The sequence below is a fragment of the Promicromonospora sp. NPDC060271 genome (genome assembly GCF_042726755.1).
Classification (GTDB): Bacteria; Actinomycetota; Actinomycetes; order Actinomycetales; family Cellulomonadaceae; genus Promicromonospora.
In genome coordinates, this window is sequence record NZ_JBHXBG010000028.1 from 23,262 (window position 1) to 40,575 (window position 17,314).

Annotated in this window: 13 protein-coding genes; 2 read left to right on the top strand and 11 right to left on the bottom strand. The window is 71.7% G+C overall.

The window, feature by feature from the left end:
* Window positions 1–250: 250 nt before the first annotated feature.
* On the top strand, window positions 251–1,774 hold the full coding sequence (locus ACFWE2_RS06955; protein WP_377223482.1) for an alanine/glycine:cation symporter family protein: 1,524 nt from the start codon (window positions 251–253) through the stop codon (window positions 1,772–1,774).
* A 79-nt stretch (window positions 1,775–1,853) separates the two neighbouring features.
* Here the strand turns inward: ACFWE2_RS06955 and ACFWE2_RS06960 are convergent, their stop codons facing one another.
* The 11 genes from ACFWE2_RS06960 to ACFWE2_RS07010 all read right to left on the bottom strand — a co-directional run bounded on the left by ACFWE2_RS06960 (window position 1,854) and on the right by ACFWE2_RS07010 (window position 15,899).
* Complete coding sequence (locus ACFWE2_RS06960; RefSeq protein ID WP_377223483.1) at window positions 1,854–2,804, bottom strand: 3-hydroxyacyl-CoA dehydrogenase family protein; 951 nt, start codon at window positions 2,802–2,804, stop codon at window positions 1,854–1,856.
* Window positions 2,801–3,268: a ribose-5-phosphate isomerase gene (locus tag ACFWE2_RS06965; RefSeq protein WP_377223484.1), complete on the bottom strand. Its 468-nt coding sequence runs from the start codon at window positions 3,266–3,268 to the stop codon at window positions 2,801–2,803. Before ACFWE2_RS06965 ends, ACFWE2_RS06960 begins: the two co-directional genes overlap by 4 nt.
* Entirely contained in the window at window positions 3,265–5,073 is a 1,809-nt protein-coding gene (locus ACFWE2_RS06970) for a dihydroxyacetone kinase family protein (protein WP_377223485.1), read from the bottom strand. The genes ACFWE2_RS06965 and ACFWE2_RS06970 overlap by 4 nt, the downstream gene beginning before the upstream one ends.
* Complete coding sequence (locus ACFWE2_RS06975; RefSeq protein ID WP_377223494.1) at window positions 5,070–6,044, bottom strand: sugar phosphate isomerase/epimerase family protein; 975 nt, start codon at window positions 6,042–6,044, stop codon at window positions 5,070–5,072. The genes ACFWE2_RS06970 and ACFWE2_RS06975 overlap by 4 nt, the downstream gene beginning before the upstream one ends.
* Window positions 6,045–6,191: 147 nt before the next feature.
* Window positions 6,192–7,259 carry a LacI family DNA-binding transcriptional regulator gene (locus ACFWE2_RS06980; RefSeq protein ID WP_377223486.1) on the bottom strand — a complete coding sequence of 356 codons (1,068 nt, stop codon included), beginning with the start codon at window positions 7,257–7,259 and terminating at the stop codon, window positions 6,192–6,194.
* A 173-nt stretch (window positions 7,260–7,432) separates the two neighbouring features.
* Entirely contained in the window at window positions 7,433–8,227 is a 795-nt protein-coding gene (locus tag ACFWE2_RS06985; RefSeq protein WP_377223487.1) for an SDR family NAD(P)-dependent oxidoreductase, read from the bottom strand.
* Window positions 8,228–8,648: 421 nt separating this feature from the next.
* A complete protein-coding gene (locus tag ACFWE2_RS06990; protein WP_377223488.1) occupies window positions 8,649–10,631 on the bottom strand; it encodes a zf-HC2 domain-containing protein in 1,983 nt (660 codons plus the stop codon).
* A gap of 130 nt (window positions 10,632–10,761) precedes the next feature.
* Window positions 10,762–11,280 carry a DUF664 domain-containing protein gene (locus tag ACFWE2_RS06995; protein ID WP_377223495.1) on the bottom strand — a complete coding sequence of 173 codons (519 nt, stop codon included), beginning with the start codon at window positions 11,278–11,280 and terminating at the stop codon, window positions 10,762–10,764.
* An 84-nt stretch (window positions 11,281–11,364) separates the two neighbouring features.
* Window positions 11,365–13,245, bottom strand: a complete 1,881-nt coding sequence (locus ACFWE2_RS07000) for a PhoX family protein (protein ID WP_377223489.1) — start codon at window positions 13,243–13,245, stop codon at window positions 11,365–11,367.
* Window positions 13,246–13,410: 165 nt separating this feature from the next.
* Complete coding sequence (locus ACFWE2_RS07005) at window positions 13,411–14,448, bottom strand: L-idonate 5-dehydrogenase (protein WP_377223490.1); 1,038 nt, start codon at window positions 14,446–14,448, stop codon at window positions 13,411–13,413.
* The gene (locus tag ACFWE2_RS07010) at window positions 14,445–15,899 is read right to left on the bottom strand and encodes an MFS transporter (protein WP_377223491.1); all 1,455 of its coding nucleotides are present in this window, start codon (window positions 15,897–15,899) and stop codon (window positions 14,445–14,447) included. The genes ACFWE2_RS07005 and ACFWE2_RS07010 overlap by 4 nt, the downstream gene beginning before the upstream one ends.
* Window positions 15,900–16,106: 207 nt before the next feature.
* Here ACFWE2_RS07010 and ACFWE2_RS07015 point away from each other — a divergent pair, with 207 nt between their 5' ends.
* On the top strand, window positions 16,107–16,817 hold the full coding sequence (locus ACFWE2_RS07015) for a GntR family transcriptional regulator (protein ID WP_377223492.1): 711 nt from the start codon (window positions 16,107–16,109) through the stop codon (window positions 16,815–16,817).
* Window positions 16,818–17,314: the final 497 nt, after the last annotated feature.

Genomic DNA, 17,314 nt, shown 5'->3' on the forward strand with positions numbered 1-17,314 from the left:
GCGGTCGGGCAGGATGAGATGACCGTAAGCGCTGAACCTCTCAGCCGCGGCGCGCAACGCACCTCCATCACCCGATCCGCCGATTTGCGGTGAGAAGTTCACCGCCACTTTCACCTTTCTTTCGGCGGCCTCGTGCGGGTGGGGGCGAGCAGCCGTGCGGGGACACCTCGGTCACCGCTAGGGTGCCGCCCGCGGGTGCACATCTTTTTCACCCGCTGGTATGCCCGAATCCTCCTACCCTGGAGCGCCTATGAGCTTCGCCGACCGCATCGTCGCCACGAACGAGCTGATCTGGTCGATCCCGCTGATCGCCCTCTGCCTTCTCGCCGGTCTCTACTTCTCCCTCCGCACCGGGTTCCTCCAGGTCCGGCACATCCCCGACATGCTCAGCCAGCTCAAGAAGGGCGAGAAGTCGGAGAACGGCACCTCCTCCTTCCAGTCGCTGATGATGTCGCTCGCCGGCCGCGTGGGGATGGGCAACATCGGCGGCGTCGCCACGGCCATCGCCTTCGGCGGCCCCGGCGCGGTGTTCTGGATGTGGGCCTCGGCGTTCCTCGGCGCCGCCACCTCGTTCATCGAGTGCACCCTCGGTCAGATCTACAAGGAGAAGGACCCGGACACCGGTGAGTACCGCGGTGGCCCCGCCTACTACTTCGAGAAGGCGTACAAGCACAAGGCCCGTCGTCTGTCCCTGACGTACGGGATCGTCTTCGCGGCGGTCACCATCCTCGCGATGAGCTTCTTCCTGCCCGGCGTGCAGGCCAACGGCATGGCCTCGGCCATGAACAACGCGTGGGGAGTGCCCACCTGGGTCACCGCCGTCGGCCTGGTGATCCTGCTGGCGTTCATCGTCATCGGCGGCGTCAAGCGGATCGCGCACTTCGCCGTGATCGTGGTTCCCACCATGGCCCTGCTCTACATCCTCATCGCGGCCGTCGTGTTCTTCCTGAACTTCACCGAGATCCCCCGGGTGTTCGAGCTGATCTTCGGCAGCGCGTTCGGCGTCCAGCCGGTGTTCGGAGCGATCCTCGGCCTCGCCGTCAGGTGGGGCGTGCAGCGCGGCATCTACTCCAACGAGGCCGGCCAGGGCACCGGTCCGCACGCCGCTGCCGCCGCCGAGGTCTCGCACCCCGCCAAGCAGGGCTTCGCGCAGTCCTTCGCTGTGTACGTCGACACCCTGTTCGTCTGCTCCGCGACCGCGTTCATCATCATCTCGACCGGCATGTTCAACACCTTCGCCGGCGAGACCTGGCCGAGCGAGGCGATCCACGAGGGCCACGGCGGCCTGAGCGTCGACGTCGAGCCCGGGCCGGGCTTCGTGCAGGAGGGCCTGGACTCGGTGTTCCCGGGCGCCGGCCCGTCGTTCATCGCCGTCGTGCTCGCGTTCTTCGTGTTCACCACGATCGTCGCGTACTACTACATGGCCGAGACCAACCTGACTTACCTCACCCGGAAGATGAAGAACCGGCTCGTGGCACGGGGGATGCTGCGGGTGCTGCAGGCGCTGGTGCTGATCTCGGTGGCCTACGGCGCCGTGACCACGGCCGGTGCGGCGTGGGGCCTCGGCGACATCGGTGTGGGCTCTATGGCCTGGCTGAACATCGTCGGCATCCTGTTCCTCCAGGGCCCCGCGCTGAAGGCGCTCAAGGACTACCGCGAGCAGAAGAAGCGGGGCCTCGACCCGCAGTTCGACCCGCGGCGGCTCGGCATCGAGAACGCGACGTTCTGGGAGGACCGCGCCGACCACCGCCTCAAGGCCGCGCCCGCCGAGTAGCAGTCCGCCCGAGACCGTTGAGTGCTGGGTATTTGTGGGCAGAACCGTCGCAGGCCGACAAATACCCAGCACTCAACGATCAGTCGTCCAGGGGGGACGGGCCCAGGTCGTCCAGGAGCTCCTGCATGCGGGCGTAGGCCTTGTTGCGGTAGGCCACCAGCTCGGCCGTCCGCTCGGGATCGATCTTCCGGAAGCCGCCGCCGGACTTGGTGCCGAGGTGTCCCGCGTCGATCCGCTCCTGGAGGATCGGCGGCGTCGCGAACCGCTCGGGGAACGTCGTCTGGAGCGAGCGGTAGCAGAACGCGTACACGTCGAGCCCCGCCATGTCGGCGATCGCGAACGGCCCGAAGAACGGGAGCCGGAACCCGAAGGTGGTCCGGGCGATCATGTCGATGTCCTCCACCGAGGCGACGCCCTCGTCCACGAGCTTGGTCGCCTCGTGGAACAGGGCGTACTGCAGGCGGTTGAGCACGAACCCGGTGGCGTCCGTCAGCCGCGCGCTGCGCTTGCCGACCTGCGCCAGCAGGGCCTCGACCGGTTCCAGCACTGCCTCGGAGGTCCCGGCGTGCGGGATCAGCTCGACGCCGGGGATGAACGGCGCCGGGTTGCTGAAGTGCACTCCCAGGAACCGCTCGGGGGCGCTGACCTGCTCGGCGAGCTGCGTGATCGAGATCGTGGAGGTGTTGCTGCCGATGATGGCCGTCGGGTTGGCCGCGCTGATCCGCGCGAGGGTCGCGTGCTTGAGCTCCAGGATCTCCGGCACCGCCTCCTCGACGAACCGCGCGCCCTCCACGGCCTCCTCGATGGAGGCCGCGGCGCTCAGCCGGCCCCGGACGGTCTCGGTCGCGCCGTCGGGGAACAGCCCCTCTGCCTCGAACTCCGCGGTCTCCCGCAGGATCCGCTCCAGGTTGCCTGTCGCCACCTCCGCCGAGACGTCGGCGAGCCGCACCTCGTTGCCCGCGAGGGCGAGCACCTGCCCGATCCCGCCCCCCATGTACCCCGACCCGACGATCGCGATGTGCTCGCTCATACGTTCTCCTCCTCGTACGTTCCGATGGACGCCACCTTCCGGGCCGACGGCGACGTCTCGTCGAAGCGGTAGCCGAGCCACTCGGCGACGAGCCGCTTGGCGAGCTCCAGCCCGATGACCCGCTGGCCCATGGTCAGCACCTGGGCGTTGTTGCTCAGGACGGCTCGTTCCACCGAGTAGCTGTCGTGCGCGGTCACCGCGCGGATGCCCGGCACCTTGTTGGCCGCGATGGCGACGCCGAGGCCCGTGCCGCAGAACAGCAGGGCCCGGTCGGCCTCGCCCGCCGCGACCCGGCGGGCGGCGTCGACGGCGACGTGCGGGTAGTCGGTGTGCTCCTCGCCGCTCACCCCGACGTCGGTCACCGACTCGACCCGCGGGTCGGCCAGGAGCTGCGCCTTCAGCGCGTCCTTGTACTCGAAGCCTGCGTCGTCGCTGCCGACGACGAGGCGCAACCGGTCGGTCATGGGGTTCGTCCTTCTGTCCGGGCAGTGCTGGTCTGGGTGGTGCTGGTCTGGGTGGTGCTGGCCTGGGCGATGCTGGTCTGGTTGACGGCGGTCTGGTTGATGGCGGTCAGTACGAGCGCCAGCGAGGTGGCGCCGGCGTCGGGGTGACCGAGGCTGCGCTCGGCCAGCGGCCGGGCCCGACCGAGCGCGGGCCGCAGCTCCGACGTCGCCCGAGCCGCCGTGGTGGCGTCCGCCGCCGCGGACACGAGCGACTCGGCCAGCGGCAGACCGGCGGCGGCAGCGGCCTCCAGCCGCTCGACGTACGGCACGAGCGCGTCGACCATGGTCTTGTCGCCGACCTGCGCCCGGCCGAGCCGTACCACGGTCTCCAGCGCGGTGCGTGCGGCGGCCGCCACGTGTGCCGCCGTCACGTCGTCCCGGTCGAGCGCGGGCGCGAGGGACGTCAGCGCCGCGCCCCACAGGGCGCCCGACGTGCCGCCGGCGATCTCGCTCCAGCCCTCGCCGGCTGCCCGCAGGGCGGCGCTCAGGCCGGCGTCCCGGGCGGCGGTCGCCGCGTCGAGCGCCGCGTCGATCCCGCGGCGCATGCCGACACCGTGGTCGCCGTCGCCCGCTATCGCGTCGATGCGGCCCAGCTCGTCCTCGTGCTCGTGGAGCGTCGCCTGCATCGCCGCCAGCAGGACGAGCGCGCGGTCGGCCCGCTCGACCGACGCGGGCGAGGCGGTCCTGTCCGGCTCGGAGACGGGACGCTCCGGGTCCAGGCTCGCGGCGGCCCGTGCGTCGTCGGACCCGCCGGGGGAGGAGGACCGCTCGACCCGCCCCTTGCGGTACGCGGGCGTGTACGCGGGAGCCCGCCAGAGCTCCTCGAGCTCCTCGGTGAGCCAGAACAGCGTCACCGAGACGCCCGCCATGTCCAGGCTCGTCACCAGCTCGCCGCACTCCGGCTCGACGACGGTCAGGCCCGCGTCCCCGAGCCGGGCCGCGACCTGGCCGTAGAGCACGAAGAGCTCCTCGTACTTGACCGTGCCCAGCCCGTTGACCAGGACGGCGACGCGGTCGCCACGGTCCTCCGGCACGTCCGCCAGCAGCTCGGAGACCAGGATCTCGGCGATCTCGGCGGCCGAACCCATCGGCACGTCCCGGATCCCGGGCTCGCCGTGGATGCCCAGCCCTACCGACATCATGCCGTCGGGGACCGTGAACAGCGGGCCGTCCGCCCCGGGGAAGGTGCACCCGCCGAACGCCACCCCCAGCGTCCGTGTCCGATGGTTCGCCGCGATCGCGAGGCGCTCCACCTCGTCGAGCGAGTCGCCCCGCTCGGCGGCCGCGCCGGCTACCTTGAACACCACGAAGTCACCGGCGATGCCGCGCCGGTCGGCGATCCGGTCGGCCGGGGCGCTCGCGATGTCGTCGGTGCACAGCACCGTGCGGGTGTCGATCCCCTCGGCGCGTAGCCGCTCCTCCGCGGCGCCGAAGTGCAGGACGTCGCCCGCGTAGTTGCCGTAGCTGAACAGCACGCCGCCACCGGCGTCGGCCGCGCGGGCCACCCGGTAGGCCTGGCCCGCCGAGGGCGAGGTGAAGACGTTGCCGCAGACGGCGCCCGCGGCCAGCCCCGCACCGACCACCCCGGCGAACGCCGGGTAGTGCCCGGACCCGCCGCCCACCACGACCGCAGCCCGGCCGGGCGGCAGCGGCTCTGCGCGCACCACGCCGCCGTCGACCTGGCGGACCAGGTCGCCGTGCACGGCGGCGAACCCGGCCAGGGCGTCCTGGACGAAGGCCTCCGCCGTGTCGAGCACCCGCGTCATCGGGCCGCTCCGGCCAGGTCGTGCTGGCGCACCCGGCTGGTGCCGAGCGCGTAGCCGTGCCGCTTGGGCAGCACGTGCCGGCGCAGGTAGTCGCGGTTGGCCGCGCACACGCTGAGCCCGTCGCCGCCGTAGTTCTCCGTGCAGATCACGCCCTGGAACCCGTTGGCCAGTGCCGTGCGGAATGCGGCTCGGTAGTCGATCAGGCCGAACTGCATGGGGGCGGGCACGGAGAAGTAGGCGCCGCGTTCCGGGTCCTCGTCGCGCGAGTAGTTCTTGACGTGCCAGAAGTTGGTGTACGGGAGGGTCTTCTCGACCAGCTCCTGCCACGGCTCGACCGGCCGGTGCAGGCGGACCAGGTTCGCGATGTCCGGGTTGAGGCCCACCTCGGGCAGCCCGATCTCCTCGACCAGCCGGACGGCGGAGTCGGCGGTGCCGAGGAAGGTGTCCTCGTACATCTCCAGGGACAGCAGCACGCCCACCTCGGCGGCGTGCCGGCCCAGCTCCTGGAAGCGGGCGACGGCGAGCGGCCGGTCGGCCGGGTCGTCGTGGTGCCCGGGCGCGGTCCAGAACCACAGGCGTTCCTTCTGCTGCGCCGTCAGCGCCTGGTGCAGCCCGACCGAGACGACGCCGATGCCGAGCGCCGCCGCCGCGTCGATGGTGCGGTGGCTGTAGGCGAGGTTGGCCGCGCCGTCCTTCGCGTCGATCACGCTGCGGCGGATCGCCGAGACCGACGCCAGGCGGAGGCCGAGGTCGCGCGCCGTGCCGGCGAGCCGGTCCAGCGCGGGTCCGTCCAGATCGCCCGGCCGCAGCCAGGAGTCGGTGAGGTCGACGTGGTCGAAGCCGGCGTCGGCGATGTCGGTGAGCACCTCGTGCCACACCGTCGGGTCGTCCTGTGCGGACCGGCCGTCCGGCGTCACCGCGGGGAACGGCAGGGTGCTCGCCGCGATCGGCCAGTCGGCCGCCAGGAGGATCCTGTCCGGCTGCTCGGTGCCGCCCGGCCCGGTGCCGTCGGACGCCGTCCGGTCAGGCGTGGTGGTCTGTTCCGTGGTCAACTCTGACCTCCGTCCTGGGCACGCCGGTCTGCGTCGAGCCGGGTCGTGCCCTCGTTGGTGAAGTGGTTACTTTTCGGCGGGCGCGCTGTCGGCGGGCGCGCTGGTGGACCCACGGACCACCAGCGCGGTCGCGAGCTCGATGTGGCGCGAGACCGGCTCCCGGCCGGCCGCGAGCGCCAGGACGCTGTCGAGCGCGACGCGCCCCATCTCCCACAGCGGCTGCCGGACGGCGGTGAGCGGTGGCGTGGACCACGCCGCGAGATAGGTGTCGTCGTAGCCGACGACGCTCAGGTCGCGCGGCACGTCGAGCTCGTGCTGACGGGCCGCCGCGAGCACCCCCATGGCCTGGGTGTCGCTGGCCGCGACGATCGCGGTCGGCCGCAGACCGGACCGGAACCAGCGGTCGGCGACCGCGAAGCCGGAGTCGTAGTCGAAGCCCGTGAACTCCACGAGCGCCTCGTCGACGGGCACGTTCGCTGAGGCGAGCGCGGCTCGGAACCCGTGGACACGCGCGGTCGCCGCGACCGACTGCGGGCGTCCGCCGAGCGCGGCGATCCGCCGGTGGCCGAGGCCGAGCAGGTGCTCCGTCGCCGACATGCCGCCGGCGAAGTTCGTCGACCCGACGCTCGGGACGTCCGGGTTGGTCAGGTCGAGCGGGTCGATGACCACGACGGGCAGGTGCTCCTGGCTCAGCCCGGAGACGTGCTCGGGGCTGAGCTCCGCGGTGAGGATGATCGCCCCGGTACGGCCGGCGCCCGCCAGGCGGCGTGCCCAGTCGCCCGGCGCCAGCCAGCCGGCGTCGGGCGCCGCGCGGTGGAACCGGCTGATCACGACGTCGGCGTCGGCCGCCTCGGCGGCGTCGGTCACGCCGCGCAGCACCTCCATCGCGTACGGGGTGGTGAGCTGGTCCGCCATCACCTCGATGCTGCGCTGTGCCAGCGGTCCGCGCGTGCCGCGGCGCACGTAACCGAGTTCCTCGATCGCCGCCTTGACCCGTGCGCGGGTCTCCACGGCGACGTCGGAGTGCCCGTTGAGCACCTTGGACACCGTCGGCAGCGAGACGGCGGCCGACCCGGCGACGTCCGCGAGGGTGGGACGCTTGCCCGCAGTTCTTTCGAAATATTTCGCTGGCACGCCTTCGAATCTAGCTCAGTCGCAGGCCGATGGGCAACGTTTTCCACGAAGAGAACGCTGCTGTGGGGGAGGGTGAGCGAAGAGATGGTGCCAGCGAAATATTTCGAACGACGGCTTCGGGTAAGGCGGGGTAGGGGGAGCCAGCGGCCCGGGCGAGGGTGCAGGCGAGAAGGTCAGGGGAGGATCGAGTCCACGTATCCGCCGTCGACCCGGACGGCGGCGCCCGTCGTCGCCGAGGCGAGCGGCGAGCTGAGGTAGGCCACCATGTTCGCGATCTCCTCCGGCTCGATCAGCCGCTGGAGCAGCGACTGCGGGCGGTGCAGCCGCATGAACTCCCGCTGTGCCTCGCCCCAGGGCAGGGCGGGGTCCACCAGCTCGTACACGAACTTCTCGACCCCGCCGGTGTGCGTCGGACCGGCGATGACGGAGTTGACCGTGACACCGGTGCCCGCGGCCTCCTTCGCGAAGCCCCGGGAGACGCCCAGCAGCGCCGTCTTGGAGACGCCGTAGTGGATCATCTCGGCGGGGATGACTATCGCGGAGTCGCTCGCGATGTTGAGCACGCGCCCCCAGCCGCGCGCCGTCATGCCCGGCAGGCTGGAGCGGATCAGGCGGACGGCGGCGAGCACGTTGACGTCGAAGTACCGGCGCCACTCGTCGTCGTCGATCTCGAGCGGCGGCATGCTGCCGAAGACTCCCAGGTTGTTGACCAGGATGTCGACGTCGCCGGTGGCGGCGAGCACCTCCGCGGCGCCGGACGCAGTGGTGACGTCGCCGGCCGCGGCGACCAGCGCGCGGTCCGCGGACTCCGTCCGGAGCTCGGCGATCGTGTCCGCCACGCCCTCCGCACGACGCCCGTTAACCGCCACCCGGGCGCCTGCATCGGCGAGCGTTGCGGCGATCGCGCGGCCGATGCCCTGGGTCGATCCGGTCACGAGCGCGGTCCTGCCGGTCAGATCGATGCGCATGTTGTCCCCTTGCTGTGTTGTCGCTGTCTTGTCGCTGTCCCGGACGCGACTGGGCCGATCGCGCGTGACCGGGCTGTTCTGCACGTGACAGGGCCGTCCTGCACGTGACAGGGCCGTCCTCTACGTGACGCGGGCGTCCTGCACGTGACAGGGCCGTCCTGCACGTGGCGCGGTCGGTGAGGTGGACCCGTGGAGCAGGTGCCGGGCCAGTTGAATTTTGTTCAGCCTGGCCCGCCCCAGTTCACCCAGGCTGAACAATTCAGCACAGCCCGCAAAACCGGTCCCCAGCCGAACATATTCCGGCCCAGCCGGCACCTTCTGAAACAGCGCACCTCGCCCAGAGACGCCGGGGACAGGACGGCTGCCGAGGCCGTCGTCGCGCCGTCCGTCGCCGCCGTGGACCGAGTTCCTAGCCCTCGTCCTAGCCCTCTTCGGCGCGGGTCCACCGCTCCCAGAGCCACAGAATCAGGACGATCAGCAGAAAGCCGGGTATCCCGATGGCGCCGAGCTTGCCGAGCCAGTTCGTCACCTCGGCCCCGATGCCGATTTCCGCACCATCGGCAGTCGTGGTGCCGTCATGGGTCCCGTCATTGGTCCCGTTGCCGTTGCCGTCCCGGCCGCGGCTGTTCGGATCGCCTCCCGCATCGGACTGGCCGACGGCGTCATCGCCGCCCGAGTCGCTCCCGCCCGCGTTACTGCTGCCCGAGTTACTGCTTCCCACGTCTGAGCCGCCCCCTTCGCTCCTGCCCGTGTCACCGCCGTTGGCGGAGCCGCTTCCGGAACTGTCCGATCCGCCGTTCTGCCCGTCGGACGGCTCCCCGCCGATGCCGAGCCCGGCGAGCCAGCCGGTTACCGCCGCACCGATATCGGGGAGCGGGTCCTCGGCAGTCCCGCCAGCCTCGGCGCCGCCACCCTCAGTGCCGCCATCTTCCGAGCGGTTGGTCCCTGGTGAGTCCGACCCGGCTCCGCCTTCGGGCCAGCTGTTCGGACCGTTGGCCGACCCGCTGCCGTCGCTGCCCGTGTCGCCGGACCCGCCTGTGCCGTCACCTGCGCCCGCGCCGTCGCCTGCACCAGCGTCACCGTTACCTGCGGCATCGCTCTCGCCACCATTGCCGGCGCCGCCGCCACCGGCGCCGCCCTCCGCGCCACCCTCAGTGCCGGGGTCGGTATCGCTGCTGCCATAACTCGCGCCCGCACTGCCGTCGGCGGTATCGCCGTCACTGGAACCATCGCCCTCACCGGGGCGATCGCCCTCACTGGAACCACCACCGGCGCCGTCGCCGGCACCGCCGCTCTCAGCACCACTGTCGCCGCTCGCACCAGCGCCCTCGCTGCCCGCACCACCACCATCGGCACCAGCGCCCTCGCCGCCACCGTCCTCACCAGCACCAGCACCGCCCTCACCGCCAGCACCGCCCTCACCGCCACCACCAGCACCAGCACCCGGAATCGGAGCAGACTCGGCCGCAGGCGGATCGGCGTCCTGGTTGGCGACGAGCGCTGCGGCGCCACCTCCCAGAGCGAGCGCCGCGAGCACACCCGCGGCGATCGCGGCTTCCTTCTTGCCGAACGGCCGCGGTGCCCCCGCCCCCGCTGCACCTGCTCCACCCGCGCCCGCCCCCGCCGCTCCGCCGGCAGCCCCGGCCGCTGCTCCGCCGGCCGCCGCTCCGCCGACCGCAGCGCCGAGGGCTCCGGTGGCGATCGCTCCGGCGATGACGTGCTGTCCGAGGTCGCGGAGCATCCAGGAGACCTCGCGGACGTCGACGAACGCCCTGGTGCATTCGGCGCACCCGTCCATGTGGGCCTCGAACCGGTTGCGACGGCGGGGGAGCAACCGGTCCTTGAGGTAGTCGTGCATGGCGGCGCGGGTGGTGCGGCACTCGGGTTCGTTGACGCCTTGGGCGTGGGCGGCGGCGAAGGCGCCGGCGAGGCGTTCTTCGGCGCGGCGTAGGCGCATGGTGACGGCGTGGGGGCGGACGCCGAGGTGGGTGGCGATGTCGGTGACGGCGCGGTCGTGGACGTGGCGTTCGAGCAGGAGGTGGCGGTCGTCGTCGGCGAGGTCGGCCAGGGCGGTGCGGAGCATGGTGACGTCGGCGTGGCGTTCGGCGTCGAGCTCTGCTCCGGCGACGGGGGGCGTCAGGCCGTCGAGGGTGTCGTCCTCGACCGGATGGGCGCGGCCGGCCTCCCGGGTCATGGAGATGGCTTCGTTGACGGCGGCGCGTCGCCAGTACGGTGCGGGGTCGTCGATGGTGCCGCCGGTGGACACGATGCGGACCATCTTCTCCAGGGCGCGGCTGGTGGCTTCCTCGGCGTCGATGCCGGGTACGCGTGCGGCGACGGAGCGTACGACGTTCGGGCGGTGCACCACCCAGTCGTCGATCTGCAGTGCGCGTGCCGCCGTCATCTCGGATGCCCCCTCCCGATCCGCGATAATTCCACCGCGATCAGGAGGACGCACGACGAATCACACGATGTGCGTCAACGCACTGATTGGCCGGTAAGCGGCGATTCCTGCCGTCCGAAGAGCCCGCCGGTCACCGCGCACGCCGGCGCAGCACGATCCCCCGGAGGAAGCCCGCCTGGCCGGCGTGCTGCAGGTCGTCGTTGATCACGCTGACCAGCCGGACGCCGAGGGTGACCGGTGGGTCCCACGACTCGTCGATCACTCGGTCGAGATCGTCGTCGGACAGGGTGCTCAGGTACCGCAGCGTGCGCTCGTGCACCGCGTCGTGGTAACCCGTGAGCAGGTCGCCCGACGGGACCCGGACGGCGGAGACCTCGTCGGCGTCGTGCCCGTACCCGGTCTCCTCGGCCGGGAACGGCAGCCCGAAGCGTCGGTCCCACCCGTCGTCCGACCAGACCTGGCTGGTGCCCGCCGCGTCCGCGACGTGGTCGTCCTGGACCCGGGTCAGGTGCCAGACGAGCCAGGTGATCGAGTTGGTGTCCTCGTCGAGGCGAAACGCGAGCTCCTCGCCCGACAGTCCGCGGACCGAGCCGTGCACCGTCTCCTTGATCCGGCCGAACGCATCCACGAGCAGGTCGATACCACGCATGACGAGCCCCTCCTGTGCCTTGACGTCCCGGCCCACCTTGCCACGGGCCACGATGCCACGGCGTCACAGGGTTCACCGAGTGGTCTACGCGCCGACCACCCCGCCGTCCTCCCGGGTGATGACGATGGTGGCGGACCGCGGGCGGCCGGTGGGGCTGTAGTCGGGCCAGCTCGAGCTGGCGCGCGGGTTCTCGGGGGTGCCCGTGTCGCCGGGGTGCTGGATGTTGACGAACAGGGACCGGCCGTCCGGGGTCGCGGTGATGCCCGTGATCTCGCAGCGCGGGGGACCGACCAGGAAGCGGCGGATGTCGCCCCGGCGCGTGTCGGCCACCAGCATCTGGTTGTTCTGGTTCGCGCCGTCGACCTGCGGCTGGGTGCCGTCGGTCAGGATCCAGAGCCGGCCGACGGCGTCGAACCAGAGGCCGTCGGGGGAGCCGAACGCCTGGTCCGGCGGCACGGTGGCGCCGCTGGCCTGGTCCCCGGCGAGCAGGAAGATGTCCCAGTCGAACCGGACCGCGCTCGGGTTGCCGTTCTCGTCGATCTTCATGATGTGGCCGAACCGGTTGTTCAGGCGCGGGTTCGCGGCGTCGACGGTCTCGGTGCGGGCGGTGTTGTTCGTGCAGGTGAAGTAGACCGCGCCGGTGCCGGGCTGCACGGTGCACCATTCCGGCCGGTCCATCGGCGTCGCGCCGACGGCGTCGGCCGCGAGGCGCGTGTGGATCAGCACCTCGGCCTGGTCCGCGAAGCCGTCTTCCGTGGTCAGGCCCGGCTCGCCGTGCACAAGGGGGAGCCACCGGCCGGTACCGTCCTCGTCGAACCTGGCGACGTAGAGCGTGCCCTCGTCGAGCGGGCTGCGGCCCGCCCGGCGCGCCTTGGCGATCGGCTCCGCGCCCACGAACTTGTAGAAGTAGTCGAACTGCGTGTCGTCGCCCATGTAGACGACGGCCTCGCCGCGGCGCCCCCGCACGACGACGGCGTTCTCGTGCTCCATCCGGCCCAGCGCCGTGCGCTTCTTCGGCGTCGACGTCGGGTCGAAGGGGTCGACCTCCACCACCCAGCCGAACCTGTTGTACTCGTTCGGCTCGGTCCGCATGTCGAACCGGCTCTCGGTGGTGTACCAGGGGTACGGGCTCTCCGAGCCGATGCCGTAGCGCTCCTCGACCGACCCGGCCGGCGGCGGCTGCTCGCCGTAGTAGAAGTACTTGTTGATCGTCTCTTCGCAGGTCAGGTACGTGTCCCACGGGGTGGGGCCGCTCGCGCAGTTGTTCAGGGTGCCCAGCACCCGCACACCCTCGGGGTCCGCGCTCGTGCGCATCATGGAGTGCTTCGCCGCGGGTCCGGTGATCTCGATCGGCGTGGTCATGGTGATCCGGCGGGCGAACCTCGACTCGGCGACCTGCCAGCCGCCGTCGCGGTCCTCCTCGACCTGGATGACCGAGACGCCGTGCGCCGCCATCGACTTCGCGGTCTTCTCGGGCGACCAGGCGGCCCGGCCGTCCGTGTGCAGCAGGTTCTCGGTGGTGGCCTCGTGGTTCACGCAGAGCAGGCCGGAGCGGCGGTCCCGGAGCGGGAAGAACCACATGCCGTCGTGGTGGTCGCCGGCCTGCTGGGCCTGGTCGGCGGCGGTGTTGCTCGCGTCCTCGGCGAAGGCCGGCCCGGACGGGACGATCGGGTGGCCCCACGGATAGAGCACCTGGTAGCGGTAGCCGGGCGGCAGCATGACGGCGTCGGCGGTGCTCGGTGCGACGGCGGGGAAGCCGAGCAGCGGCCGCCCGCCGCCGTGTCCGCCGCCGAGCCCACCTGCGTGGCCCGTGCTCTCCACGACACCGGCCGCGGCGTCCGGCGCAGGGGCTCCGAAGAACGCGGCGGCAGCGGCGGCCAGGCCGCCCGCCATCGCGGTCCTGCGGGACAGGCGGAGCTCGGCGAGCTCGGAGATCGACGGCGGGCGGGGCGTGTCGGCGTTCACTGAGGGCTCCAACCTTGGGGCGCGGACCGCTGAGCGGCCGGGACGCGTGCCACGTTAGGCAGCCGAGATGGCCGGGTCCCCACACCCATGTGAACGCCGGCGAAAGACGGTCCGAGCGCAGGTCAGGCCGGTGGGCGATGACGCGGTGCGCCGATGCGTCCGGGCTCAGCCGCCGGACAGGCGGATGAGCACCTTGCTGCTGCCCGGGCCGGCGGCCGCGGCCAGCGCGTCGCCCGCCTGCTCGATGCCGAAGCGGTGCGTGACCACCGCGGACACGTCGAGCCCTTCGCCGAGGGCGGCGAGGGCGTCGCCGATCTCCTCGACGAACCGGTAGGCGCCCACCCAGGTGATCTCGCGCGTGACGAGGTCACCGAGAGCGGCGGGCGCGGCGGTACCGGGCAGGTTGCCGACCTGGACGAGGGTGCCGCCGCGCGCGGTGGCTCGCAGCACCCCGCCCAGGGCCGCCGGTGCGCCGGAGGCCTCGAAGACGAGCTCGCAGTCCTCGGGCAGCCGGTCGCCCGAGCCGATGTCGAGGACCCGGTCGGCGCCCAGCTCCTTGGCCACGGCCAGCGACGGCGCGGAGAGGTCGGCCGCGGTGACCGACGCCGCGCCCGCGTGCTTCGCGGCGGCGACGACGAGGCAGCCGATGGGGCCGGCGCCGTTGACCAGCACGTCGCGTCCACGAACTCCCGCACCGATCTGGCCCGCGCGCCTCACCGCGTGCATCGCAACGGCCAGCGGCTCGGCGAGGGCGCCCCGCTCGGTGCTCACGCCGTCGGGCAGCCGCCGCAGCTGCCGGGCCTGGACCGCCCGCAGCTCGCTGAACCCGCCGTCGGTGTGGGGGTGGAAGGCCGCCGATCCGAAGTACCGCACGCGCGAGTGCAGGTTGGTCCGTCCTGCCAGCCGCTGCGGCAGGACCGACCCGTCGGCGGCCTGCGCCGGGTGCACGGTGACCGGCGTCCCGGGCTCCCAGCCGGTGACGCCGGGTCCGCTCGTGACCACCCGGCCGGCCACCTCGTGGCCGAGGACGAGCGGGTCGCGCAGGACGGCGGTGCCGGAGGCGCCGTTCTTCCAGTAGGACACGTCCGACCCGCAGACCCCGCCCCACTCCATGGCGACGACCACCTCGCCGGGCCCGGCGACGGGGTCGGGGCGCTCCTCGACCCGCAGGTCGCCGGCACCGTGCACGACCACGGCCCTCATACGGCGTCCTCCAGCCGGACCAGGTCGCGGCCCCGGGTCTCGGGCGCGAGGCGGGCGGCCACCAGGGTGATGAGGGAGTAGACGATGAGCATCGCGGCGATCGGCCACCAGCTCCCGGTGGCCGCGGTCAGCGAGGCGGCGACGACGGGGCCGACGGCGGTGGCGAGGATGCCGCCGATCTCCTTGGAGAGGGCCAGCTGCGTGAACCGGGTCCGCGCGCCGAACAGCTCGGCCATGGTGACGCTCTCCAGCGCGAACAGGCCGAGGACACCGAGGTTCAGGCCGGCGATCATGCCGAGCATCAGGCCCGTGGTGGTGCCGCTGGTGATCAGCAGCATCATCGGGAAGGCGAGCACGATGGTGATCAGGGACAGCGCGGTGTACATCGAGCGCCGGCCGAACCGGTCGCCGAGCATGCCGATCAGGGGCACCGTCGCGAAGCCGATGATGGAGCCCCACATGATGGCCTCGGTGGCCAGTGCGCGGTCCATCGCGAGCGTGGTGGCGACGTAGCCCACCAGGAAGGTCTGCACCAGCCCGGAGTTGCCGGCCTGGCCGAACCGCAGGGCCAGCGCCAGGAAGAACGCCTTGCCCTTGCGCTGCTTCAGCGCGGCCTGGAGCACCGGCTCGGCGGTGGTGGTGTTGGCCTTGTCGGGGGAGGCCTTGTCGGGGGAGGCATCGTCGCGGGATGCCTCGTCGCGGGAGAGCTCGCTGCGGGAGAGGGCTACGCCGTCGACGACGTCGGCGCGGGCCTCGAAGACCGGGCTCTCCTTGACGTTGGTACGGATCCAGACGGCGAAGATCATGAGCACGAAGCTGAGCAGGAACGGGAGCCGCCAGCCCCAGCTGAGGAGCTGCTCCTCGCTGAGCACCGCGAGCAGCAGTGCCCACAGGGCCGACGCCGCCAGGGTGCCGGAGTTGGTGCCGAGCGAGACCAGCGAGGCGACGAGGCCGCGCCGTCGGACGGGGGCGTACTCGGCGAGCAGCACCGTGGCGCCGGCGATCTCGGCGCCCGCGCCGAAGCCTTGGACCAGCCGCAGCGCGACGAGCAGGATCGGCGCCAGGATGCCGACCGTCTGGTACGTGGGCAGGACGCCGATCAGGGTCGTGGACACACCCATGAGCGCGACCGTGATGAACAGGACCTTGCGGCGGCCGAGCCGGTCACCCATGCGGCCGAAGTAGATGGCACCCGCGAGCCGCGCCACGTAGCCGACGCCGTAGGTGGCCATCGCGGCGATCAGGCCGATCGCGGGGCTCACGTCGGGGAAGAAGATCTGGTTGAACACGATCGCCGCCGCCAGCGAGTACAGCTGGAAGTCCATGAACTCCATGGCCGTGCCGAGCCAGCCGGAGACGGCGGCCTTGGTGAGGTCCTTGGTCGACCGGGTGACGGCCTTGTCTTGCGGAGTGCCCGGGGGAGTGCCCGACGGGGTACCTGGTGGGGTCATAGCCGTTTCCGCCATTGGAAGAGTGCTCCTTGCCTTCATGACTTGGCCTTCATGGCTTGTCTTCGTGACTTGCTCCCATGACTGACGTCGCTGTCCGGAGTGCCCGTCACTGATGTGTGGTAGCTCTTGTATGTAAGCAGCGTCGACAAGTTGGTGTCAACTGTCCCTGGTGTGGAAGCTGGCCGCCTCTCGCCTAGACTCGCGGGTATGAGGGAGGCCTCGAACCGGTCCAACAGACGAGTCGTCTACGAGACGCTGCGCCGCAAGGTGCTCACCCTCGAGCTGCCGCCCGGCGCCTCCCTGTCGGAGAACGAGCTCGCGGCGTCCCTCGGCGTCAGCCGGACGCCCGTGCGTGAGAGCCTGATCCTCCTCGGCGAGGAAGGCCTGGTCAGGGTGTTCCCCAAGGTCGGGTCCTTCGTGTCCCGGGTGGACGCCGAACGCGTGGCAGACGCGCAGTTCCTGCGCGAGGCGGTCGAGCTGGCCGCGTTCGACGACATCCCGGAAACCCTCGACCCGGACCTGGTCGCCGAGCTGCGCGCCAACCTGGAGCAGCAGCAAGAGGCGCGCGACGACCTCGAGAAGTTCTTCGAGCTCGACGAGGCGTTCCACCACGGGCTCCTGCGCCTCAGCGGGCACGGCAGGGCATGGTCGACGGTCGTCGCCGCCAAGGGTCACCTGGACCGCGCACGCCGCCTCGGCCTGCAGGAGACGAACGGCATGGGCCGCTTCGTCGACGAGCACCACTCCATTCTCGACGCGGTGGTCGCCGGCGACCTCTCCAGCGCCCGCGACAGCCTCCGGGGCCACCTCCGCGCCGTCTTCGACGACATCGAGAAGACCCGGCAGCGCTCGCCGGAGCTCTTCGCCGCGGACGACGGGTCCGTCCCCGTGCGCCGCAGCATCGCCGTCTGGGAGTAGCTGCCCGCAGCCGGGCTGCTGAGAGGTGTGGCTGTGGCGGCCGGGAACCACGTGCGTTCGTGCGGCATGGCGGTGGTCCCGCGAGGTTGGTGCGCACCGCTTGGGTGATTGGTGTGGTGTGGCGTGGCGCGTGCCTACGGCTCTGGGCTCTGGGCTTTGGGCTTTGGGCTTTGGGCTTTGGGCTGTCGGCTGTCGGCTGTGGGCTGTGGGCTGTGGTGCTGCGATGCCGTGGGGCCGTGGACGCGCCGGGCCGTCGGCTTGGTGTGCGGCCAAAGGTTGCTGGTCGGATGGGTATGCCCAGCCTGCCGGCTTGCCCGGGCCAGGGCTTCCTTCGCCTACGGGTGTACCGGTCAGGCGGCTTCGGGCGGGGCGTTGATGGGTTCGGGGAGTTGGATGCGGTGTCCGCGGGCGTCGGTGAACGCCCATCCGGTCTCCAGCAGGGCACCGGCCGGGGCGTCGGCCGTGTTGGTGGTGGTGCCGGTGGTGTTGGTGATGGG

Coding starts and splice junctions, on each gene's coding strand:
- ACFWE2_RS06955 (WP_377223482.1), top strand. CDS start 251: ATGAGCTTCGCCGACCGCATCGTCGCCACGAACGAGCTGATCTGGTCG.
- ACFWE2_RS06960 (WP_377223483.1), bottom strand. CDS start 2,804: ATGAGCGAGCACATCGCGATCGTCGGGTCGGGGTACATGGGGGGCGGG.
- ACFWE2_RS06965 (WP_377223484.1), bottom strand. CDS start 3,268: ATGACCGACCGGTTGCGCCTCGTCGTCGGCAGCGACGACGCAGGCTTC.
- ACFWE2_RS06970 (WP_377223485.1), bottom strand. CDS start 5,073: ATGACGCGGGTGCTCGACACGGCGGAGGCCTTCGTCCAGGACGCCCTG.
- ACFWE2_RS06985 (WP_377223487.1), bottom strand. CDS start 8,227: ATGCGCATCGATCTGACCGGCAGGACCGCGCTCGTGACCGGATCGACC.
- ACFWE2_RS06990 (WP_377223488.1), bottom strand. CDS start 10,631: ATGACGGCGGCACGCGCACTGCAGATCGACGACTGGGTGGTGCACCGC.
- ACFWE2_RS06995 (WP_377223495.1), bottom strand. CDS start 11,280: ATGCGTGGTATCGACCTGCTCGTGGATGCGTTCGGCCGGATCAAGGAG.
- ACFWE2_RS07005 (WP_377223490.1), bottom strand. CDS start 14,448: ATGAGGGCCGTGGTCGTGCACGGTGCCGGCGACCTGCGGGTCGAGGAG.
- ACFWE2_RS07010 (WP_377223491.1), bottom strand. CDS start 15,899: ATGACCCCACCAGGTACCCCGTCGGGCACTCCCCCGGGCACTCCGCAA.
- ACFWE2_RS07015 (WP_377223492.1), top strand. CDS start 16,107: ATGAGGGAGGCCTCGAACCGGTCCAACAGACGAGTCGTCTACGAGACG.